Annotated in this window: 21 protein-coding genes; 7 read left to right on the forward strand and 14 right to left on the reverse strand. The window is 71.0% G+C overall.

Annotated features, from left to right (window positions below):
* The first annotated feature begins 11 nt into the window (after positions 1-11).
* The 5 genes from folP (at position 12) to BN1555_RS14340 (ending at position 3052) form a co-directional block, all read left to right on the forward strand.
* Positions 12-881: a dihydropteroate synthase gene (gene folP, locus BN1555_RS14320; protein WP_093799742.1), complete on the forward strand. Its 870-nt coding sequence runs from the start codon at positions 12-14 to the stop codon at positions 879-881.
* Entirely contained in the window at positions 878-1330 is a 453-nt protein-coding gene (locus BN1555_RS14325) for a nuclear transport factor 2 family protein (protein WP_093799743.1), read from the forward strand. The genes folP and BN1555_RS14325 overlap by 4 nt, the downstream gene beginning before the upstream one ends.
* Positions 1331-1520: 190 nt before the next feature.
* The gene (gene folB / locus BN1555_RS14330) at positions 1521-1880 is read left to right on the forward strand and encodes a dihydroneopterin aldolase (RefSeq protein WP_093799744.1); all 360 of its coding nucleotides are present in this window, start codon (positions 1521-1523) and stop codon (positions 1878-1880) included.
* On the forward strand, positions 1877-2476 hold the full coding sequence (gene folK / locus BN1555_RS14335; protein WP_093799745.1) for a 2-amino-4-hydroxy-6-hydroxymethyldihydropteridine diphosphokinase: 600 nt from the start codon (positions 1877-1879) through the stop codon (positions 2474-2476). Before folB ends, folK begins: the two co-directional genes overlap by 4 nt.
* A 93-nt stretch (positions 2477-2569) precedes the next feature.
* The gene (locus BN1555_RS14340) at positions 2570-3052 is read left to right on the forward strand and encodes a DUF3180 domain-containing protein (protein ID WP_093799746.1); all 483 of its coding nucleotides are present in this window, start codon (positions 2570-2572) and stop codon (positions 3050-3052) included.
* Positions 3053-3110: 58 nt separating this feature from the next.
* Here BN1555_RS14340 and BN1555_RS14345 read toward each other — a convergent pair whose 3' ends face one another.
* The 7 genes from BN1555_RS14345 to dacB all read right to left on the reverse strand — a co-directional run bounded on the left by BN1555_RS14345 (position 3111) and on the right by dacB (position 11549).
* Positions 3111-3980, reverse strand: a complete 870-nt coding sequence (locus BN1555_RS14345) for an aldo/keto reductase (protein WP_255306034.1) — start codon at positions 3978-3980, stop codon at positions 3111-3113.
* A 176-nt stretch (positions 3981-4156) separates the two neighbouring features.
* Positions 4157-4762, reverse strand: a complete 606-nt coding sequence (gene folE, locus BN1555_RS14350) for a GTP cyclohydrolase I FolE (protein WP_093799747.1) — start codon at positions 4760-4762, stop codon at positions 4157-4159.
* Positions 4763-4886: 124 nt separating this feature from the next.
* On the reverse strand, positions 4887-6920 hold the full coding sequence (gene ftsH, locus BN1555_RS14355) for an ATP-dependent zinc metalloprotease FtsH (protein ID WP_093799748.1): 2034 nt from the start codon (positions 6918-6920) through the stop codon (positions 4887-4889).
* A gap of 197 nt (positions 6921-7117) precedes the next feature.
* Positions 7118-7657 (reverse strand): hypoxanthine phosphoribosyltransferase, encoded by a 540-nt coding sequence (hpt, locus tag BN1555_RS14360; RefSeq protein WP_037647340.1) that lies wholly within the window; start codon positions 7655-7657, stop codon positions 7118-7120.
* A 44-nt stretch (positions 7658-7701) separates the two neighbouring features.
* Positions 7702-8745, reverse strand: coding sequence for a tRNA lysidine(34) synthetase TilS (gene tilS / locus BN1555_RS14365; protein ID WP_093799749.1), 1044 nt, complete (start codon positions 8743-8745; stop codon positions 7702-7704).
* Between the two features lie 175 nt (positions 8746-8920).
* Positions 8921-10051, reverse strand: a complete 1131-nt coding sequence (locus BN1555_RS14370; protein WP_093799750.1) for a zinc-dependent metalloprotease — start codon at positions 10049-10051, stop codon at positions 8921-8923.
* 76 nt (positions 10052-10127) lie between these two features.
* The gene (dacB, locus tag BN1555_RS14375) at positions 10128-11549 is read right to left on the reverse strand and encodes a D-alanyl-D-alanine carboxypeptidase/D-alanyl-D-alanine endopeptidase (RefSeq protein WP_093799751.1); all 1422 of its coding nucleotides are present in this window, start codon (positions 11547-11549) and stop codon (positions 10128-10130) included.
* Positions 11550-11730: 181 nt separating this feature from the next.
* On the opposite strand from dacB, the gene BN1555_RS14380 reads away from it, so the two are divergent.
* Together BN1555_RS14380 and BN1555_RS14385 are read left to right on the forward strand one after the other, a co-directional pair.
* Positions 11731-12225 carry an inorganic diphosphatase gene (locus BN1555_RS14380; protein WP_069930540.1) on the forward strand — a complete coding sequence of 165 codons (495 nt, stop codon included), beginning with the start codon at positions 11731-11733 and terminating at the stop codon, positions 12223-12225.
* Between the two features lie 187 nt (positions 12226-12412).
* Positions 12413-14104 (forward strand): threonine/serine exporter family protein, encoded by a 1692-nt coding sequence (locus BN1555_RS14385; protein ID WP_176710036.1) that lies wholly within the window; start codon positions 12413-12415, stop codon positions 14102-14104.
* A 27-nt stretch (positions 14105-14131) separates the two neighbouring features.
* Here BN1555_RS14385 and BN1555_RS14390 read toward each other — a convergent pair whose 3' ends face one another.
* The 7 genes from BN1555_RS14390 to BN1555_RS14420 all read right to left on the reverse strand — a co-directional run bounded on the left by BN1555_RS14390 (position 14132) and on the right by BN1555_RS14420 (position 20708).
* The gene (locus BN1555_RS14390) at positions 14132-14824 is read right to left on the reverse strand and encodes a DedA family protein (RefSeq protein WP_093799752.1); all 693 of its coding nucleotides are present in this window, start codon (positions 14822-14824) and stop codon (positions 14132-14134) included.
* 166 nt (positions 14825-14990) lie between these two features.
* Positions 14991-15749 (reverse strand): MerR family transcriptional regulator, encoded by a 759-nt coding sequence (locus BN1555_RS14395; RefSeq protein WP_093803399.1) that lies wholly within the window; start codon positions 15747-15749, stop codon positions 14991-14993.
* A 324-nt stretch (positions 15750-16073) separates the two neighbouring features.
* The gene (locus BN1555_RS14400) at positions 16074-16865 is read right to left on the reverse strand and encodes an ABC transporter permease (protein ID WP_093799753.1); all 792 of its coding nucleotides are present in this window, start codon (positions 16863-16865) and stop codon (positions 16074-16076) included.
* On the reverse strand, positions 16862-17836 hold the full coding sequence (locus BN1555_RS14405; protein WP_093799754.1) for an ATP-binding cassette domain-containing protein: 975 nt from the start codon (positions 17834-17836) through the stop codon (positions 16862-16864). The genes BN1555_RS14400 and BN1555_RS14405 overlap by 4 nt, the downstream gene beginning before the upstream one ends.
* A gap of 78 nt (positions 17837-17914) precedes the next feature.
* Positions 17915-18532, reverse strand: a complete 618-nt coding sequence (locus BN1555_RS14410; RefSeq protein ID WP_093799755.1) for a PadR family transcriptional regulator — start codon at positions 18530-18532, stop codon at positions 17915-17917.
* 66 nt (positions 18533-18598) lie between these two features.
* Positions 18599-19147, reverse strand: coding sequence for a DinB family protein (locus BN1555_RS14415; RefSeq protein WP_093799756.1), 549 nt, complete (start codon positions 19145-19147; stop codon positions 18599-18601).
* A 103-nt stretch (positions 19148-19250) separates the two neighbouring features.
* On the reverse strand, positions 19251-20708 hold the full coding sequence (locus tag BN1555_RS14420; protein ID WP_093799757.1) for an aldehyde dehydrogenase family protein: 1458 nt from the start codon (positions 20706-20708) through the stop codon (positions 19251-19253).
* Between the last annotated feature and the right edge of the window lie 38 nt (positions 20709-20746).

Genomic DNA, 20746 nt, shown 5'->3' on the forward strand with positions numbered 1-20746 from the left:
ACGCTGGACGCATGAGTACGTTGCGCACGCGTGGCCGGGTCGACGGTCTGCCGGAGTGGGACCGCTGTGCGGTGATGGGGGTCGTCAATGTGACGCCCGACTCCTTCTCCGACGGCGGCCGCTGGTTCGACACGACCGCCGCGGTCAAGCGCGGCCTGACCCTCGTCGCCGAGGGCGCCGACCTGATCGACGTCGGCGGCGAGTCGACCCGCCCCGGCGCCTCCCGCGTCGACGCGGACGAAGAGCTGAAGCGGGTGATCCCCGTGGTGCGCGGCCTCGCCTCCGAGGGCGTCACCGTCTCCGTGGACACCATGCGCGCCGCCGTCGCCGAACAGGCGGTCGCGGCGGGCGCGGTCCTGGTCAACGACGTCAGCGGCGGTCTGGCCGACCCCGCCATGATCCCGGCGGTCGCGGCGGCCGGAGCGCCCTTCGTCGTCATGCACTGGCGCGGCTTCAGCGAGCAGATGAACAGCCGTGCGGTCTACGCAGACGTGGTCGGCGAGGTCGTCTCCGAGCTGCGCGCGCGCGTGGAGGCCGTGATCGCGGGCGGCATCACCCCCGAGCGCATCGTCGTCGACCCGGGCCTGGGCTTCGCCAAGCAGGCCGAACACGACCTGGCCCTGGTCGCCCACCTCGCCGACCTGCGCGCCCTGGGCCACCCCCTCCTGGTCGCCGCCTCCCGCAAGCGGTTTCTCGGCCGTGTACTGGCGGCCGAGGCCGGCGAGGGAGCCGCACCGCCGCCCGCCCGCGAACGGGACGCGGCCACCGCCGCCGTCTCCGCCATCGCCGCCCACGAGGGCGCCTGGGCGGTGCGCGTCCACGAGGTACGGGCGACCGCCGACGCCGTACGGGTCGCCAGGGCCGTAGAGGGAGCCCGGTGAGCCCCGCGCCCACGGACGCCGAGCAGGTCGAACTGGCCAACACCGCGTTCTACGAGGCCGTGGAGCGCGGTGACTTCGAGGAGCTGTCGACGCTCTGGCTCGAGGACGAGGTCTCCTGCGTCCACCCGGGCTGGCCGGTGCTGACGGGACGCGGCGAGGTGCTCCGCTCGTACGCCCTGATCATGGCCAACACGGAGTACATCCAGTTCTTCCTCACGGACGTGAAGGTGACGGTGCTCGCCGACACCGCGGTGGTGACCTGCACCGAGAACACTCTCAGCGGCGGCCCGGCCGAGGAGTCCGGCGAGCTGGGCCCGCTGGTCGGCCAGCTGATCGTGGCCACCAACGTGTTCCGGCGCACCCGGGAGGGCTGGAAGCTGTGGTCGCACCACGGGTCTCCCGTTCTGGCCGAAACCGATGACGGAGAGGACGACGAGACACCCGCCTGAGTGGGTAGGGGCCTGTGGAAGGTTGGCGTCCGGGCTCCCTGGGTAGGGGCGGCTACCAGCCGGACGCGCTTCTGTCCATAGCCCCCGTGGGCGCCCGGTGTCAGTACCCGCAGGTAGATTCGGGCGAGGGTGGTATGCCGACCGCACTCGGCATGTGCCCTCGTTCTCTACGACAGCAGGAGTGATTCGCGTGGATCGTGTCGCGCTGCGCGGCCTCAAGGCCCGTGGGCACCACGGCGTGTTCCCCCGGGAGCGCGAGGAAGGCCAGACCTTCATCGTCGACCTGGTTCTCGGTCTCGACACCCGCCCCGCGGCGGCCGACGACGACCTGGCGAAGACCGTGCACTACGGCGTCGTGGCGGAGGAGGTCGTGGAAGTCGTCCAGGGCGAACCGGTCGACCTGATCGAGACGCTCGCCGAGCGGATCGCCCAGCAGTGCCTCAAGCACGACGGCGTGGAGGAGGTCGAGGTCTGCGTCCACAAGCCGGACGCCCCGATCACGGTCCCCTTCGACGACGTGACCATCACCATCACCCGGAGCCGAGTATGAACCGCACACCGAGTGACCCCACCGTGCAGCCGGTACCCGCCTCCGTGGTGGAGCAGGTGGACGCCGCGGACATCACGCTGTCCAACCCGAAACGGGCCGTGATCTCCCTCGGCTCGAACCTGGGCAACCGCCTGGAGACCCTCCAGGGCGCGATCGACGCACTGGAGGACACCCCGGGCCTGCGGGTCAAGGCCGTCTCCCCGGTGTACGAGACGGAGCCCTGGGGCGTCGACCCCGGCTCCCAGCCGTCGTACTTCAACGCGGTCGTCGTCATCAAGACCACCCTGCCGCCGTCCTCCCTGCTGGAGCGCGGGCAGGCCATCGAGGAAGCCTTCGACCGGGTCAGGGAGGAGCGCTGGGGTCCGCGCACGATCGACGTGGACATCGTGGCGTACGCCGACGTGGTCTCCGAGGACCCGGCCCTCACCCTTCCCCACCCCCGCGCCCACGAGCGGGCCTTCGTGCTCGCCCCGTGGCGCGACGTGGACCCCGAGGCCCAGCTGCCCGGCCGCGGCCCCGTCGTGGAGCTGCTCGACGGCGTCGGCGCGGGCGGCGTACTCCCCCGCCCCGACCTGGAACTCCGTCTGCCCGAGTAGTCGTTAGGCTGACGGACCGCTGACGGTCCGGCAGTGGCCGTGACCTGATGATCATGACTGGATGATCGTGACCGCATGTGAGGGGCGCTCTCGGTGAAGCAACTTCGGCTCGGGGTACTGGCCGGTCTCTTCGCCGCGGCAGGAGTCCTGTCCTGGGGCGGCGCCCGCCTCTGGGACACCGTCGGCACACTGCCGAGCGTGCCGCTCGCGGCGCCCGTCGTGCTGGCCGTGATCGCCGTCGTGCTCCTGGCGACCGCGCTCTCGATCCGTTCCCGGCTGCGCGCCCAGCGTGAGCGCCGCCCGGGCGCGAAGGGCGTGGAGCCGCTGATGGCGGCCCGCGCGGTGGTGTTCGGCCAGGCGAGCGCGCTCGTCACGTCCCTGGTCTGCGGGATGTACGGCGGCGTGGGCCTCTTCCTGCTGATGAACAGCCTCGACGTCCCCGCCCGCCGGGACCAGGCCATGTACGCGGGCCTGTCCGTCCTGGCGGGCGCGGGCGTCGTCGCGGCGGCGTTCTTCCTGGAGCGGGTCTGCAAGCTCCCCGACGACGAGGACCAGGGCACCGCCCCCGCGGCCTGAGTCCTTCCGGGCCGGAGGCGGCGCGGGGAGCGCGCCCTCCGGGCCTCTCGCGGGCGCCCTACAGCAGCGTGCCGCCCTCGACGCGGGTCTGCGCGAGGATCGCGTCCAGCCGCCCCAGTACGCCGGCGGGCAGTTCCACCCGCGCGGCTGCCAGGTTCTCCCGGATGCGGGCGGGCGTACGACTGCCGGAGATCGGCACGACGTGCTCGTCCTGGTGCAGCAGCCGGGCCAGCGCCAGCTGCGCCGGGGTGATCGAGAGCTCCTCGGCGACGGCCCGCACCGGCGCGAACCGGTCCTTGTTCGCCTGCTGGTTGGCGGCGTCGAAACGCGGCATCTGCCGCCGGAAGCCGCCCTCCTTCACCTCGCCGACCGTGCCGGTGAGGAAACCGGCACCCAGCGGTGACCAGGCGACGAGGCCCACACCCAGCTCACGGGCGGCGGCCAGCAGCTCCGGGTCCACGGGCCGCCACATCGACCACTCGGTCTGCACGGCCGCCACCGGGTGCACCGCGTGCGCGGCGCGCGGCTGTCCGGCCGTCACGTTCGAGAGCCCCAGGTGGCGCACCGGGCCGGCACTGATCAGGTCGGCCACAGCGCCCACGGTGTCGGCCGGCGGCACCTGCGGGTCCGGGAAGTGCGGGTAGTACAGGTCGATGCGGTCGGTGCCGAGCTCGCGCAGGCTGGCCCCGGCGTAACCGCGTACGTGCTGGGGATCGGCATTGACCGCCAGCTCGCCGAAGGCGAAGCCGACCGGGAAGGGGTGCGCCTCGACGCCCTCCGGGAGCCGGAAGCCGAACTGGGTCGCGATGACGACCTCGTCGCGCCTGCCGCGCAGGGCCTTGCCGACGAGCCGTTCGTTGTGGTCGTCCTGGCCGTAACCGTCGGAGGTGTCGACGAAGGTGGCGCCCGCGTCGAGCGCGGCGAGCATCGCCCGCTCGCCGCGCTCGTCGTCGATCTCTCCGTAGACCCCGGGCGAGAGGACATCGCGCCGAAACCGAGCGCGGACACGTCCAGGCCGCCCAGGCGGCGTACGGGCAGCAGATTCTCAGCCATGCGCCCGATGCTTGCGCAACCCCGCTTCCGCCAGAGGAAGTTGGCCGGACATCAACGAGCCATGATCAGGCTCATCGCCTCGTTGCGCGTCGCCGCGTCCCTGAGCTGCCCGCGCACCGCGGAGGTGATGGTCTTCGCGCCGGGCTTGCGGATACCGCGCATCGACATGCACATGTGCTCGCACTCGATGACCACGATCACGCCGCGCGGCTCCAGGATCTCCATCAGGGAGTCGGCGACCTGCGTGGTGAGCCGCTCCTGCACCTGCGGGCGGCGGGCGAAGACGTCGACCAGCCGCGCCAGCTTCGACAGGCCGGTGATCTTGCCACTGGTCGCCGGGATGTACCCGACGTGGGCGACCCCGCGGAACGGGACCAGGTGGTGTTCGCACGTACTGAACACCTCGATGTCCTTGACCAGGATCATCTCGTCGTGACCCAGGTCGAACGTCGTCGTCAGTACGTCCTCGGGCTTCTGCCACAGGCCGGCGAATATCTCCCTGTACGCCCGCGCCACGCGCCCCGGAGTGGCCAGCAGCCCCTCCCTGTCCGGGTCCTCCCCGACCGCGATGAGGAGCTCGCGTACGGCGTTCTCGGCCCGCTTCTCGTCGAACTCGCCGATCGAGCCTTCGCCGTCCAACGTCACCGGGTCGGTCATCTGTGCCTCGTTCCTGTGCTTTCACATGACGCAAACGTTCCGGCGTACGAAAACGCCGCGTCCCCCAGGCTAAAACCTGGGGGACGCGGCGTTCATTCCGGGCCCCGCGGGGGCTCCGGAGCGATCAGCTCTCGGGGCGCTCCTCGGGAATCGCCTCGGTGGCCTGGGCGTCCGTGGAGCCGGCCGTCACCGCGGGAGTCACACCGTTGGCAATGGCGCCGTTGGTGAGGGAGAGCTCCTTCGGGGAGAGCACCGGCGGCCGCGTGGACGGCGTACGGCGGGAAGAACCGGTCCACGCGGGGCGGGCCGGACGCTTCACGATCGGGCTGAAGATCTCGGCGATCTCCTCCTTGTTCAGCGTCTCCTTCTCCAGGAGGGCCAGAACCAGGTTGTCGAGAACGTCGCGGTTCTCGACGAGGATCTCCCACGCCTCGTTGTGCGCGGTCTCGATGAGCTTCTTGACCTCTTCGTCGACCAGCGCGGCGACCTCTTCCGAGTAGTCGCGCTGGTGACCCATGTCACGGCCGAGGAACGGCTCGGAGCCGTCCTGGCCGAACTTGATCGCGCCGAGACGCTCGGTCATGCCGTACTGCGTGACCATCGCGCGGGCCGTGGCGGTGGCCTTCTCGATGTCGTTCGAAGCGCCCGTGGTCGGGTCGTGGAACACCAGTTCCTCGGCCGCACGGCCACCCATCATGTAGGCGAGCTGGTCCAGCATCTCGTTGCGCGTGGTCGAGTACTTGTCCTCGTCCGGGAGCACCATCGTGTAACCGAGGGCGCGCCCGCGGGAGAGGATGGTGACCTTGTGCACCGGGTCGCTGTTCGGAGACGCCGCCGCGACCAGGGCGTGTCCGCCCTCGTGGTACGCGGTGATCTTCTTCTCCTTCTCGCTCATGATCCGGGTCCGCTTCTGCGGTCCGGCCACGACGCGGTCGATCGCCTCGTCCAAGGAGTGGTTGTCGACCAGCTTCTTGTCACTGCGGGCGGTCAGCAGCGCGGCCTCGTTCAGCACGTTCGCCAGGTCGGCGCCGGTGAAGCCGGGCGTACGACGGGCGACGGCCCGCAGGTCGACCTCCGGCGTGACCGGCTTGCCCTTCGCGTGCACCTTGAGGATCTCGAGACGACCCTGGAGGTCCGGGCGGTCGACCGCGATCTGCCGGTCGAAGCGGCCCGGGCGCAGCAGCGCCGGGTCGAGGATGTCGGGCCGGTTCGTGGCGGCGATCAGGATGACGCCGCCCTTCACGTCGAAGCCGTCCATCTCGACGAGCAGCTGGTTGAGAGTCTGCTCGCGCTCGTCGTGACCGCCGCCCATGCCGGCACCGCGGTGCCGGCCGACGGCGTCGATCTCGTCGACGAAGACGATCGCCGGGGCGTTCGCCTTGGCCTGCTCGAAGAGGTCACGCACACGCGAGGCACCGACACCGACGAACATCTCGACGAAGTCGGAACCGGAGATCGAGTAGAACGGGACGCCGGCCTCGCCCGCGACAGCACGCGCGAGCAGCGTCTTGCCCGTACCGGGCGGGCCGTACAGCAGGACACCCTTGGGGATCTTGGCACCGACGGCCTGGAACTTCGCCGGCTCCTGGAGGAACTCCTTGATCTCGTGGAGTTCCTCGACCGCCTCGTCGGACCCCGCCACGTCGGCGAACGTCGTCTTCGGGGTGTCCTTGGTGATGAGCTTGGCCTTGGACTTCCCGAACTGCATGACCCGGGAGCCGCCGCCCTGCATCTGGTTCATCAGGAACAGGAAGACGACCACGATGAGGACGAAGGGGAGCAGGGAGAGCAGAATCCCGACGAAGGCGTTCTGCTTGGTGGGGGAGACCGTGTAGCCCTTCTCGATGTCCCCGCTGTCGAACTTCGACTGCAGCTTGTTGGCGAGCGCGACGCCCTGGTCGCCGATGTAGCTCGCCTGGATCTTGCTGCTGTCCTTGACCTTCTGGCCGTTCTTCAGCTCGACCTTGATGACCTGTTCGTCACCGGTCGTCAGCTTGGCCTGCTTGACCTGGTTCTTGTCGATCGTCTGGACGACCTCGGCAGTGTCCACCGTCTTGTAGCCGCCGGACGAGCCGACAACCTGCATCAACACGACCACGGCGAGGACGGCCAGCACGATCCACATGACCGGCCCACGGAAGTATCGCTTCACGTCCATCCATACGGGGCGGTAGTCGCCCCGTCCCTCCTGCCCGTAGGTAAATGCTGCTGTTTAAAAAGACTGTCCTTCGGACGGTACCCCAGCATTGTCACCCGCGACTGCCGGGGACGGCCGGTGAACCTGCCTTCCCATGCTCCAACGGCGGGACACGGGCGGAGGTTCCCGGCAAGCGGGGCACGGCTCCGCCTGCCGGCTCAGCCGCCGTAGACGTGCGGCGCGAGCGTGCCGACGAAAGGCAGGTTCCGGTACTTCTCGGCGTAGTCCAGGCCGTAGCCGACGACGAACTCGTTGGGGATGTCGAAGCCGACCCACTTCACGTCGAGCTGGACCTTCGCCGCCTCGGGCTTGCGCAGCAGCGTGCACACGTTCAGGGAGGCGGGCTCACGCGACCCGAGGTTCGACAGCAGCCAGGAGAGCGTCAGGCCCGAGTCGATGATGTCCTCGACGATCAGGACGTGCTTGCCCTTGATGTCGGTGTCGAGGTCCTTGAGGATGCGCACCACACCGGAGGACTGGGTGCCCGCGCCGTACGACGAGACGGCCATCCAGTCCATCGTGACGGGAGTGGACAGGGCACGCGCCAGGTCCGCCATGACCATCACGGCGCCCTTGAGGACACCGACGATGAGCAGGTCCTTGCCCGCGTACTCCGCATCGATCTTCGCGGCCAGCTCGGCCAGCTTCGCGTCGATTTCTTCCTTGGTGATGAGCACCGACTTGAGGTCGGTGCCCATGTCCTTCTCGTTCACCCGGGTCACTTTCGTAGTGCTTCAGCGCATCAGCCCTGCCGAATGACCAGTCTGCCACCCTGCCGCCGCGCCTCCACCCGGCCGGGGAGGTTGATGGCTCCCTGCCCGCGCCAACCGGTGATCAGCCGGTCGACCTCTTCGACGTGCCGTGCGAAGAGCGCTCCGGCCGGTGAGCCCGCCGAGATGGCCGCCCGGCGCAGGACGCGGCGGCGTACGGCCGGGGGCAGGGCGTAGAGCTTGACGCACTCCAGGTGGCCGGATTCGTCCCGTACGGACGCGTCCGCCTCGGCGGCCCAGTCGTCCAGGGCGTCGGCGTCGTCCCGGGAGAGCTGTGCCGTCCGGGCCAGGGCCCCGACGACGCCTTTGCCGAGCGCCTTCTCCAGGGCCGGCAGGCCGTCGTGACGCAGCCGCGAGCGCGTGTAGGCGGGGTCGGTGTTGTGCGGGTCGTCCCAGACGGGCAGCGACTGGACCATGCACGCCTTGCGGGCGGTCTGCCGGTCGAGCTGGAGGAAGGGCCTGCGGTAGCGGCCGGCGCCGGTCACGGCGGCCATGCCGGACAGCGAGCGGATGCCGGAACCGCGGGCGAGACCGAGCAGGACCGTCTCGGCCTGGTCGTCGCGCGTGTGGCCGAGCAGCACCGCGGCGGCGCCGTGGCGCTCCGCGGCGGCGTCCAGCGCGGCGTAGCGGGCGTCGCGGGCGGCCGCTTCGGGGCCGCCGGCGCGGCCGACGGTCACCGCGACGGCCTCGACGGGGTCGAGACGCAGTGCGGCGAGGCGGTGGGTGACCTCGTCGGCCCGTACGCCGGAGCCTTCCTGGAGGCCGTGGTCGACGGTGACGCCGCCTGCCCGGATGCCGAGCTTGGGTGCTTCGAAGGCGAGGGCGGAGGCGAGCGCCATGGAGTCGGCGCCACCGGAGCACGCGACCAGCACGAGCGGCGGGGGCGGCTCGTGCGGGGGTGCGCCCGGTACGGCGACCGGCGCCGTGGCCGTGCGTGAGGTGATGTCGTTGAGTACGTCGTGGAGTACGCGGCGGACCGCCAGGCGTATCGCTGCGACCGCAGGATGGGGACCCATGTCCGGTGCCCTTCGGTGAAGTTGGGGGTGCCTCGGGAGGAGAAGCCAGTCACTCAGAGTGCGTCGATGGTGACAGAGCCGAGCCATTACCCGAGCATCGCACGCCTACTCAGCCCTCACGGTCCCTCGGATGGGTGATTGAAGGAGCGTCCTCCTGCCGTCGGCCGGATCCGGCTCACGACTCTGCCCTACGGTGCACCCGCGCGACCCAGTCCGCCGGTTTGGCGATCTCGGCCTTGGTGGGAAGCGTGTTCGGGGAGGTCCAGACGCGGTTGAAGCCGTCCGTCCCGACCTCCTCCACCACGGCCCGCACGAAACGCTCACCGTCCCGGTACTGGCGGAGCTTGGCGTCCAGACCGAGCAGTTTGCGCAGGGCGAGGTCGAGGCGGCTCGCGCCGCGGGCCCTGCGCTGCTGGAACTTCTCGCGGATCTCGGCGACGGAGGGCACCACGTCGGGGCCCACGCCGTCCATCACGAAGTCGGCGTGGCCTTCGAGCAGCGACATGACCGCGGTCAGGCGGCCCAGGATCTCGCGCTGGGCGGGGGTCTGGACGATCTCGACGAGGCTGCGGCCGCCGTCCTCGCCCTCCTCGCCCTCGGGGCGGCCGCCGGCCAGCGACTGGGCCGCCTCTCGCAGCCGCTCCAGGACCGTCATCGGGTCGACCTCGGTCTCGGCGAGGAACGACTGGATTTCGCCCTCCAGGTGGTCGCGCAGCCAGGGCACGGCCGTGAACTGGGTGCGGTGGGTCTCCTCGTGCAGGCAGACCCAGAGCCGGAAGTCGTGCGGGTCCACTTCGAGCTCCCGCTCGACGTGCACGATGTTGGGGGCGACGAGCAGGAGGCGGCCGCCGCCGGTACCGGCGGGCAGCTCGCGGGAAGGCAGGGCGAACGTCTCGTACTGCCCGAGGACGCGCGAGGCGAGGAAGGAGAGCAGCATGCCGACCTCGACGCCGGTCACCTTGCCGCCGACCGCGCCGAGCACGGCGTTGCCGGGGCCCGAGCCCCTGCGTTCCTGCATCTTGCCGAGGAGCGGCCGCAGCACCTCCCGGAATCCGGCGACGTTCGCCCTGATCCAGCCGGCCCGGTCGACGACGAGGACCGGGGTGTCCTGCGGCTCGTGCCCCTCGGGGATCATCCGCGTGAAGGAGCGGACGTGCTCCTCGGAGGCCTTGGCGTGCCGGCGGAGCTCGGCGACGACGGCTCGCGCCTCGTCCCGGCTCACGTCGGGGCCCGGCCTCACCAGTCGGGTCGCGGTCGCCACCGCGAGGTTCCAGTCGACCATCTCCGCACCACTGATGCTCGTCATGCGTCAACCGTACGTTGTCGACCGGGCCCGCGGTCAGGTGTTGTCCTCCACCCGTACCCCTGAACTTCCTCGGGGTTCACGTACGTCCCGGCCGTCCCCCGGAGGGCTCGCAGCCGCAGTTGGCGATCGTGGAGGCCAGCCGGTCCAGGGCGGACTGGGCCGCGGCGGGGTTCTCGGCGCCCTCGGTGAGGAAGGCGAAGGAGAGGAGCCGGCCGTCCGCGTCGACGACGGTTCCGGCCAGTGCGTTCACGCCGGTGAGAGTGCCGGTCTTGGCGCGGACCATGCCCGTGCCCGCGGAGTCCTCGGCGTACCGGCTCTTCAGGGTGCCGCTGAAACCGGCCACGGGGAGGCCGGTCAGGACGGGCCGCAGTTCGGGGCGGGCCGGGTCGGCGGCGCGGGCGAGGAGTCCGGACAGCAGGGCCGCCGAGAGGCTGCCGGCGCGGTCCAGGCCGCTGCCGTCGGCGAAACGGGCGCCGGCCAGTGGGAGCCGGAGCTTCTTCAGCCGCGCCCCGACGGCCCTGCCCGCGCCTTCGAAACTGGCCGGTTCGCCCGAGGCGAGCGCGGTCTGGCGGGCGAGGGCCTCGGCGAGGTCGTTGTCGCTGTGGGTGAGGGTGCGCTCGACGAGGGCGGAGAGGGGCGCGGAGAGGGCCCTGGCGACCGGTGCGGCGCCGTCCGGCGCCTTCCCTGGGACCGGGGGCCTCTTCACTTCCACGCCGCGCTTGCGCAGCATTTCGGCGAAGGCGCGGGCCGCGTCGTCCGCCGGGTCGGCGCTGCGCGGGGCGGGGCCGCTGCGGGAGCCGTCGAGGCGGCCCTCCTCCAGCATCAGGGGGGTGACGGGGCTGATGTTCTCGTTGGGGCTGATGGGATGATCTACGGGCCCCGAGTACAGCGAGACGTCGTACGTCAGCTCCGTCCTGGTGACACCGCGGTCCCGCAGCACCCGTACCGTGTCGTCGGCCAGGGAGGCCAGGTCGTCCCGGTCGAGCGTGGGGTCGCCGCCGCCGGCCAGCACGACCTTCCTGCCGTCGGGGGCCGCGGTGACGGTGGTGGCGATGCGGTGGTCGGGGCCGAGGGCCAGGAGCGCGGCGGCCGTCGTCGCGATCTTGATGGTGGACGCCGGGACCAGCTCGTCGCCGTCGCCCTTTCCGTACACCTGCGTGCCCGTCGCGGTGTCGATCACCGACGCGGTACGCAGCGTGCCGAGCGCGGGGTCGCGCAGCAGCGGTTCGAGGGCGTCCGCGAGCGCGCTGGGGGCCGGCGGCGGCACGGGGGAACCGAGCGCGGTGAGCACACCGGGCGCGCTGGGGGCGGGCGCCGGCGGTTCGTGACGTGCGCCACCTTCCCCCGCGGCCTCGGGTGCGCGGGAGGCGGCCCAGGCCCGCTCGGCCTTACGCTGACCTGAGTCCCAGGGGCCCGCCGCGGCCACCGCCCCGGCGGAGAGGGCGAGACCGGCCACGGCCGCGACCGCCGCGAGCTGCCATGTTTTTCGCTCCGGCACCTCGGACCAGCCCCTTTCGCGATCACACACCTGCGTGAGGGACACTTAACCACTGCGTGTTGCCGGGAGCACGACGCCCCGGCTCGTCCGGCCTACCGAACCGGCCGGGAGGTCCGGGGGTCGCTCCCCCGGGAGGACGCAGCACCACCCGAAGCATGTGCTGATCATGGAGGAGCCACCCGTGGAGTTCGACGTCACCATCGAGATCCCGAAGGGTTCGCGGAACAAGTACGAGGTGGACCACGAGACCGGTCGGATCCGCCTGGACCGTCGACTCTTCACTTCCACGAGCTACCCGGCGGACTACGGCTTCGTCGAGAACACCCTCGGCGAGGACGGCGACCCGCTGGACGCGCTCGTACTGCTGGACGAGCCCACGTTCCCCGGCTGTGTCATCAAGTGCCGCGCGATCGGCATGTTCCGGATGACCGACGAGGCCGGCGGCGACGACAAGCTGCTGTGCGTCCCGGCGTCGGACCCGCGGGTGGAGCACCTGCGCGACATCCACCACGTGTCGGAGTTCGACCGCCTGGAGATCCAGCACTTCTTCGAGGTCTACAAGGACCTGGAGCCCGGCAAGTCCGTCGAGGGCGCCGACTGGGTCGGCCGCACCGAGGCCGAGGCCGAGGTCGAGGCCTCGTACAAGCGCCTGCAGGCGCAGGGCGGCAGCCACTGACGAGCCCCCGGGCTCACGCGACACCACGACGGCGGGCGGTGCACCCCAACGGGGGCGCACCGCCCGCCGTGTGTTGAGCCACGCGCAGGGGGAAGGTGTCCGTCCGCATACTGGGCACTGACTGGGCACGGCCTGGCCGTTCACCGGGCGGGCGGGCTCATTGGATCAAGGAATCGAAGCGAGGCAAGTGGTGGCGGAGCCGAAGCGCGGCGGCAGTGGGGCCGAGAGCGAGGGCCCCGAGGACCGCAAGCCGCAGTCGGACGAGGCGCGCAGCGCCTTCGCACCACCGGCCGGGGTCGAGCAGCCGGGGCCGGCCGACGAGGACAGTCCGACCTCCGAGTTCGCCCTTCCGCCGGGGCTGACCACCGGGGAGCACCCCGTGGTGCCGGAGGCGTCGGCCTTCGACACGCCGAGCACCTACAGCTCCCGCAACGCGCCGCCCGCGTTCACCCCGGCCCACGGCATGCCCATGGTCAAGCTGATCAAGGAGGCGCCCTGGCAGGACCGGATGCGCACGCTGCTGCGCATGCCGGTGGGCGACCGGCCCGTGCCGGAGCCGGTGCAGCGGCACGACGAGGCCGGGCCGGCCGTACCGCGCGTGCTGGACCTGACGCTGCGTATCGGGGAGCTGCTGCTCGCGGGCGGCGAGGGGGCCGAGGACGTCGAGGCGGCGATGTTCGGCGTCAGCCGGGCGTACGGGCTCGACCGGTGCGAGCCGAACGTCACCTTCACGCTGCTGTCGATCTCGTATCAGCCGTCGCTGGTTGAGGACCCGGTCACGGCGAGCAGGACCGTGCGCCGCCGGGGCACCGACTACACCCGGCTGGCCGCGGTCTACCACCTCATCGACGACATCACCTCCCCGGACACCGACGTCACGCTGGAGGAGGCGTACCGCACGCTCGCGGAGATACGCCGCAACCGCCATCCGTACCCCGGCTGGGCACTGACGTCGGCCAGCGGGCTGCTGGCCGGCGCGGCCTCCGTGCTGGTCGGCGGTGGGCCCGTGGTGTTCCTGGCGGCCGCGATCGGCGCGATGCTCGGCGACCGGCTGGCGTGGCTGTGCGCGGGGCGCGGGCTGCCGGAGTTCTACCAGTTCCTGGTGGCGGCGATGCCGCCCGCCGCGATAGGGGTGGCACTCACGCTGGCGCCGACGACGATGTGGGACGTCCGGCCCTCCGCCGTGATCACCGGTGGGCTCTTCGCGCTGCTGCCGGGGCGGGCCCTGGTCGCGGGTGTCCAGGACGGCCTGACCGGCTACTACATCACCGCCTCGGCACGGCTGCTCGAAGTCATGTACTTCTTCATCGCGATCGTCATCGGCGTGCTGGTCGTGCTCTACCTGGGGGTGCAGCTGGACGCGGAGCTGCACGCGGCGACGGCGCTGGAGACGGTCGAGCGTCCGGTGACGCAGATCCTGGCGTCGATGCTGCTCTGTTTCGCCTTCGCGATCCTGCTCCAGCAGGAACGCAACACCGTGCTGATAGTGACGCTGAACGGCGGAGTGGCCTGGCTCGTCTACGGTGCGATGCACGACGTCGGCGGGATCTCGCAGGTGGCTTCGACGGCCGTCGCGGCCGGGCTCGTGGGGCTCTTCGGGCAGCTGTTCTCGCGCTACCAGTACGCCTCGGCGCTGCCGTACGTCACGGCGGCGATCGGACCGCTGCTGCCGGGTTCGGCGACGTACTTCGGTCTGCTGGCCATCGCGCAGAACGACCTGAACTCGGGGCTCGCGTCGCTGTCGAAGGCGGCGGCGCTGTCGCTCGCGATCGCCATCGGGGTGAACCTGGGTGGCGAGATCTCCCGGCTGTTCCTGAAGATGCCGGGGGCGGGGCGTGGGGCGAGCCGCCGCGCGGCCAAGCGGACGCGCGGCTTCTAGGTCTCGTACGTACGCGGATCCGCCCGGTCAGCGCTTGGCGTGGCGGCCGCGCTGGGGGGCCGGGGACGCGCCATCGGCGGCCTCGGCCGCGGCGGCCTTCTTGCCCTTGCCGCGGGCGCGGAGGTACTCGACGACGATCGGGAGGACCGAGATCAGCACGATCAGGATCAGGATCGCCTCGATGTTCTTGTGAACGAAGTCGATCTTGCCGAGCGAGGCGCCGAGCAGCGTGACGCCGGCGCCCCAGAGCACACCGCCGATGATGTTGAACGTGATGAACGAGCGGTAGTTCATCCGGCTGACACCGGCGATGATCGGCGTGAAGGTGCGGACGATCGGCACGAAGCGGGCCAGGACCAGTGACTTCGGGCCGTACTTCTCGAAGAAGTCGTGGGCCTTCTCGACGTTCTCCTGCTTGAAGAGCTTGGAGTCCGGGCGCTTGAAGAGGGCGGGGCCGACCTTCCGGCCGAAGAGGTAGCCGACCTGGTCGCCGACGATCGCCGCGATGCAGACCAGGGTGCAGACCAGCCACAGCGGGGTGTCCAGGACGCCCGTGGTCACCAGCAGGCCGGTGGTGAACAGCAGCGAGTCGCCCGGCAGGAAGAAGCCGATGAGCAGGCCGGACTCGGCGAAGACGATGACCAGCAGGCCGATCAGGCCGAACTGCTCCAGCAGGTAGTCCGGATCCAGCCAGGCCGGTCCGAGCGCAAGCGTATTCATCGGGTACCGGCTCCAGGGTGGGATCGTCTGCGGCGGGGTTGCCGACCAAAGCTATCAACGTGGCCGGGGTACTCCGGGTTCCAGGAGGCGTTCTTGTGGGCCCCGGGGCGCCTCCGGGGCCCACATGGGCCGTTTGTCCTGTCACGCGTTCCGCCGTTCCGCCGTTCTACGCGTGACGGGCGGCGTTGGCCAGGATCGCCTCACGCAGATAGGCGGCCAGGCCGGGCTTCGCCGCGTCGACGGACGCGGTGAAGCGCTCGTCCGTGACGTACATCTCGGCGAGACCGACGTGCATGGCGTAGCCGCAGTCGTAGTAACTGCCGCTGATCAGGGCGCGGTGCTCCTCGGCCAGGTCCATGGCCCGGACCGAGTCGGGCGCCGCGCCCTCCTCCATGGCGGCGACCAGGCGGGCGGTGTTCCCCTCGCTCTCCGCCTTGATCCGCAGCCAGTCCCGCTTGGTGTACGACGCGGTCCTGCGCCGCGACTCCCTGTACGCCTCGCCGGCGCCCCAGCGCTGCTCGGCCTCCTCGGCGTACTGCTCGGGGTCGTGGTCGCCGAAGACCTCGAACTTCTCTTCCGGGGTGAGGTTGATGCCCATCTTCCGTGCCTCCAAGGCGGTCTCGACGGCGGCGGCCATCTCCTGCAGTTTCCTGATCCGGCCGGACAGCAGCTCGTGCCGGCGCCGCAGGTGTTCCTGCGGGTCCGCGTCCGGGTCGTCGAGGAGGGCCGCCACCTCGTCGAGCGGGAAGCCGAGCTCCCGGTAGAACAGGATCTGCTGCAGCCGGTCGAGGTCGGCGTCGTCATAGCGCCGGTGGCCCGCGTGGCTGCGGCCGCTCGGGGAGAGCAGTCCGATCCCGTCGTAGTGGTGCAGCGTGCGCACCGTCACTCCGGCGAATCCGGCGACCTGTCCCACGGAGTAGCTCATCGCTTTCCGCTCCTTCTTCTTCTCGGTACGCACCTCAGCCTGAGTCCTCACGTCACGTGAGGTGCAAGTCCCGGGTGCCGGCCGTCGTGGTCAGTCCCGGCAGCCGCCCACCTCGAAGGTGTCCCAGCGCTCCCCGTCGGCCGATATCCGGTACCGGCAGCAGCGCCAGCACCGCGAGAACGGCGCCGGTCAGCGCCCCTGCTGATCTGAACGGCCTGCGCATCGAAGCCCCCCGGTCTCGCGGCCTGCGGCCTCACGATGGACCGCTCCTCCTTCTGGTACACCGCGGACCGCGCCCGGGTTCCCCTTCCCGGACCGTCACTTTCAGTGGCTCAGCCGCCCGAACCGCCGTACCGCCAGCAGGAAGAACACCGCCACCAGCACCACCGGCCACACCACCGCCAACAGCCCCGCGTGGTCGGCGGGCCAGGAGGACCCGGCCGCCGCCGGACTGCCCAGCAGGTCCCGTACCGCCGTGGCCGTCGCCGACAGCGGGTTCCACTCGACGACCGCACCGAGCCAGCCCGGCATCGAGTCCGGGGTCGCGAAGGCGTTGGAGAGGAAGCCCGCCGGCCAGACCAGGATCTGCACCGCCTGGACCATCTCCGGCCGGCCCGCGACCATCGCCAGCTGGATGCCGATCCACAGCATCGCGAAGCGGAGCAGCAGCAGCAGCCCGATCGCGCCCAGGAGCGCGAGCGGACCGCCGTGCCAGCGCCAGCCGATCGCCCGGCCGACGGCGATCATGACGGCCAGGCCGGCCGCCGACTGGAGCATGTCCGCGACCGCGCGCCCCACCAGTACCGCCCCCGAGGCCATCGGCATCGAGCGGAACCGGTCGATCACCCCTTTGTTGAGGTCCTGGGTGACCGCGAGCATCGTCGCCTCCAGGCCGAAGACCATGGTCAGCGCCAGCATGCCGGGCACCAGGAAGTCGATGTACTCCCCCGACACGCCCCTGCCGCCGCCGACCAGGAACCCGAACATCAGCAGCAGCATCACCGGGAAGACCAGGCCGACGATCACCTGTACCGGCTGCCGCCCCCAGTGGGCGAGCTCGCGCCGTGTCATGGTCCACGCATCGGTGACCGCCCACCCGGCCGCGCCCGCGCTCATGCCGCCACCCCCTCGCTCTCGTCCTTGCTCCCGCCGGTCTCCTTCGTGAGGTGCAGGAACACCTCGTCGAGCGTCGGCCTGCGCAGCACGATGTCCTCGGCCTCGATCCCGGCCGTCTCCAGCGCCCGTACGGTCCCGGTCAGCGCCGCCATCCGGTCCGTCACGGGCGCGGTGATCCGCCGCCGGTCCGCGTCCGTCTCCGCGTCCGGGCCCAGCAGCGCGGCCGCGTCCCCCAGCCGGCGCACGTCGCGCAGCACCACGTCGATGCGGTCACCGCCGACCCGGCCCTTCAGCTCGTCCGGCGTGCCCTCCGCGACGGCCCTGCCGTGGTCGACCACCGTGATCCGGTCGGCCAGCTGGTCGGCCTCCTCCAGGTACTGCGTCGTGAGCAGTACGGTCGCGCCTCCCCCGACCAGTGAGCGCACCGCGCCCCACACCTCCGCCCGGCCGCGCGGGTCGAGCCCGGTCGTCGGCTCGTCCAGGAACAGCACCTGCGGATCCGTGATGAGCGAGGCCGCCAGGTCGAGCCGCCGCCGCATGCCGCCGCTGTACTTCGAGACCGCCTTGCGCCCCGCGTCCGCGAGTCCGAACCGCTCCAGGAGTTCGTCGGCCCGCGCGCCCGCCCCGCGCGCCCCCAGGTGGTACAGGCGGCCGAACATCTCCAGGTTCTGCCGCCCGCCCAGTTCCTCGTCCACCGCCGCGTGCTGCCCGAGCAGCCCGATCCGCCGCCGCACCTCGCCGGCCCGCGACCGTACGTCGTACCCGGCCACCTCCACCCGTCCCTCGTCGTGCCGCAGCAGCGTGGCCAGGATGCGGACGATCGTGGTCTTGCCCGCGCCGTTGGGGCCGAGCACGCCGTGCACCGTGCCGCGCCCCACCCTCAGATCGAGTCCGTCCAGGGCCCGCTTCTCCCCGTACCGCTTCCGCGCTCCTTCGACGACGATCACCGCGTCGGCGTCAGCCCGTGCCATCCGGTCCCCTCCCACTCATTAGTCAAAGTTGACTACATAGAGAAAGGTAAACCCGCTCCCCTTACTCGTCAAGCTTGATTAGCTGGCGTACGGGTTCTCCTGGCCCTCCGCGAGCACCCCCACGAAGGGCTCACCGCCCTCGCCGGCGAAGGTGTACGCCCCGCCCTCGATCCGGGCGATCAGGCCGCGCGTCCACTCGCCCCCCGCGTCCGCCGAGTGGACCCACATGTTCATGATCTCGCCGATGTGGCCGAGCGACTCGGGCCCCTCCTCCGGCGTGTAGTGCTCCGTGACGGCCGACCGCCACGCCTCCAGGGTCCGCATCCGCTCCCTGAGCAGCTCGACCGCCTCGGCCCGCTCCAGGTCGACGATGAAGCCGATGCCCGCCGACAGCACGTCCATCTTCTGGTCGTACGTCGTCAGGGCCTCGCGGAGCAGCCGGAAGTACTCCTCGGCGCCCTTCTCCGTGACCTCGTACTCGGTCCTCGGCGGCCCGCCGGCCGTGCTCGGCGCGATCTCGTGGGCGTGCAGCAGGCCCTGCTTCGCCATCTGCTTGAGCGCGTGGTAGATCGACCCGGGTTTGGCGTTGGACCACTCGTGGGCGCCCCAGTACTCCAGGTCGTTGCGTACCTGATAGCCGTGCGCGCGCCCGTGCTGACGGACGGCGCCGAGGACCAGCAGCCTGATAGCTGACATCGCCGCACCCTTCTGCTCAACTCCGCTCCGAGGGTAGCGGGCGGGCGCGCCGCGGAAACGACCAGCTCAGCCCCAGGTTTCGCCGCGCTCCAGCGCCACCAGCTCGAACGCCGTCCTGCCGTCGAGGCTCTCGCGGATGACGTCGGCGTGGCCGGCGTGCCGGGACACCTCGGTGATCAGCCGGAGCAGCAGCCAGCGCATGGACACCCGCTGGGCGTCGGGGAACCAGGGCGCGTCGGGCAGCGGGAAGGTGTCGTCCAGGCCGGGCACGGAGCGGATGAACTCCTCGGTCTGCCGGGCGACCTTCTCCCAGTACGCCAGGCGGCCCTCGACCGTCTCGCCACCGACGAGGCGGAAGCTCTCGTGCCAGTCCTCCTCGGACCGCTGCACCTCCGGTGCGCCCTGCTTCGCCCGGGACAGCCAGCCCTGCTCGGTCTCGGACACGTGCTTGAGGAGACCGGAGAGCGAGAGCTCGCTCGCGCTCGGCCTCGTCGCGGCCTGCTCGTCCGTCAGGCCCAGCAGCGCCCGGCGGATGCCGCCGCGCTCGGCGTCCAGGAAGGCCAGGAGCGCTCCGCGCTCGTCACCGGGGGTCTCCGGGTTCACGTGTACGACCATGGTGTCCGCCTCTTGCCGAAGGGTGTTCAGGCGCTCTGCCGCCCTGCTGACAAGAACCACGCTATGCATCGTCGCGGACAGCTCCTGTCCGCAATGGGCCGTGTCAGAAGGGAAACCTCGTCCGGCCGTGCTGCACCGAGATCCACTTCTGGGTGGTGAACGCCTCCACCGCCGACTCCCCGTTCAGCCGCCCGATTCCCGAGAGCTTCTCGCCGCCGAAGGCCACCTGCGGTTCGTCCTGGACGGTCGAGTCGTTGATGTGGATCATCCCGGTCTCGATCCGCTCGGCGAACCGCACGCCCCGCTCCAGGTTCCCCGTGTGCACCGCCCCGCTCAGCCCGTACTGGCTGTCGTTGGCGATCCGTACGGCCTCTTCCTCCCCGTCGAAGGGCAGCAGCAGCACCACGGGCCCGAAGATCTCCTGCTCCAGGACCGAAGAGCCGGCCGGCAGGCCGCCCAGTACGGTCGGCTCGACGAGGTTGCCGCGCGTGGCCCCCCGCACGAGCGCGGTCGCGCCCTCCGCGAGCGCCTGCTCCACCAGAGCCGTCAGGGCGTCCGCCTGGAAGGTGTTGATGACCGGGCCGATGTGGGTCCCGGGGTCGGCCGGATCGCCGGTCACCAGGGACCGCACCTTCGCGACGAACTTCTCCGTGAACTCCGCCTCGACCGACCGGTCCACCAGGATGCGGTTGGCGGCCATGCAGACCTGCCCCTGGTACACGAAGCGGCTGAAGACCGCCGCGTCCACCGCGTAGTCGACGTCCGCGTCGTCCAGGACGACCAGCGCGCTGTTGCCGCTCAGTTCGAGCACCACGCGCTTGAAGTGGCTCGCGGCGACGGAGGCGACGTGCCGACCCACCTTGTCGGAGCCGGCGAAGGAGATCACCTTCGGCACCCGGTGCTCTATCAGCGCGTCACCGATCTCCGCGATGTCGGTGACCAGCACGTTGAGCAGCCCGGCCGGCAGTCCGGCGTCCTCGAAGATCCTGGCGATCAGGCCGCCGCCGACGACGGGGGTGTTCTGGTTCGGCTTGATCACGACCGCGTTGCCGAGCGCCAGCGCGGGGGCGACCGACTTGAGCGTCACCAGGAACGGGAAGTTGAAGGGGCTTATGACCCCGACCACGCCGACCGGCAGCCGGTGGACGCGGTTCTCCTTGCCCTCCACGGGCGAGGGCAGGATGCTCGCCCCGGGACGCAGTGCCGTCCGCATCGCCTCGCGCAGGAACTCCTTGGCGAGGCCGATCTCGTACGACGCCTTCAGCCGCGTGCCGCCGAGCTCGTCGGTGATCGCCCGGGCTATCTCCTCCTCCCGCTCCTCCGTGATCCGCAGGGCGCGTTCGAGGACGTCCCTCCTGCGGTACGCGCTCGACGCGGCCCAGGCGGGCTGCGCGCGCTCCGCCGCCAGATACGCCTCGTCGACCTCGTCCACCGAGGCCACCGTGATCGCGGCGAGCTTCTCCCCGCTGTAGGGGTTGAAGTCGATGATGTCCCACGAGCCGCTTCCGGTCCGCCACTCGCCGGCGATGTACTGGTGGGCCAGGTCGGTGAAGAAGGACATGCGATCCCTTACTGCAGGGTGAGCAGGTGCGGACTCCT

Source organism: Streptomyces sp. Wb2n-11 (assembly GCF_001049855.1).
GTDB lineage: Bacteria > Actinomycetota > Actinomycetes > Streptomycetales > Streptomycetaceae > Streptomyces > Streptomyces altiplanensis.

Bases quoted from the DNA above. Each gene is read 5' to 3' on its own strand.
- folP (WP_093799742.1), top strand. From the start codon at position 12: ATGAGTACGTTGCGCACGCGTGGCCGGGTCGACGGTCTGCCGGAGTGG.
- folK (WP_093799745.1), top strand. From the start codon at position 1,877: ATGAACCGCACACCGAGTGACCCCACCGTGCAGCCGGTACCCGCCTCC.
- BN1555_RS14345 (WP_255306034.1), bottom strand. From the start codon at position 3,980: ATGCTCGCCGCGCTCGACGCGGGCGCCACCTTCGTCGACACCTCCGAC.
- folE (WP_093799747.1), bottom strand. From the start codon at position 4,762: ATGACCGACCCGGTGACGTTGGACGGCGAAGGCTCGATCGGCGAGTTC.
- ftsH (WP_093799748.1), bottom strand. From the start codon at position 6,920: ATGGACGTGAAGCGATACTTCCGTGGGCCGGTCATGTGGATCGTGCTG.
- hpt (WP_037647340.1), bottom strand. From the start codon at position 7,657: ATGGGCACCGACCTCAAGTCGGTGCTCATCACCAAGGAAGAAATCGAC.
- tilS (WP_093799749.1), bottom strand. From the start codon at position 8,745: ATGGGTCCCCATCCTGCGGTCGCAGCGATACGCCTGGCGGTCCGCCGC.
- BN1555_RS14370 (WP_093799750.1), bottom strand. From the start codon at position 10,051: ATGACGAGCATCAGTGGTGCGGAGATGGTCGACTGGAACCTCGCGGTG.
- BN1555_RS14390 (WP_093799752.1), bottom strand. From the start codon at position 14,824: ATGAATACGCTTGCGCTCGGACCGGCCTGGCTGGATCCGGACTACCTG.
- BN1555_RS14395 (WP_093803399.1), bottom strand. From the start codon at position 15,749: ATGAGCTACTCCGTGGGACAGGTCGCCGGATTCGCCGGAGTGACGGTG.
- BN1555_RS14400 (WP_093799753.1), bottom strand. From the start codon at position 16,865: ATGAGCGCGGGCGCGGCCGGGTGGGCGGTCACCGATGCGTGGACCATG.
- BN1555_RS14405 (WP_093799754.1), bottom strand. From the start codon at position 17,836: ATGGCACGGGCTGACGCCGACGCGGTGATCGTCGTCGAAGGAGCGCGG.
- BN1555_RS14410 (WP_093799755.1), bottom strand. From the start codon at position 18,532: ATGTCAGCTATCAGGCTGCTGGTCCTCGGCGCCGTCCGTCAGCACGGG.
- BN1555_RS14415 (WP_093799756.1), bottom strand. From the start codon at position 19,147: ATGGTCGTACACGTGAACCCGGAGACCCCCGGTGACGAGCGCGGAGCG.
- BN1555_RS14420 (WP_093799757.1), bottom strand. From the start codon at position 20,708: ATGTCCTTCTTCACCGACCTGGCCCACCAGTACATCGCCGGCGAGTGG.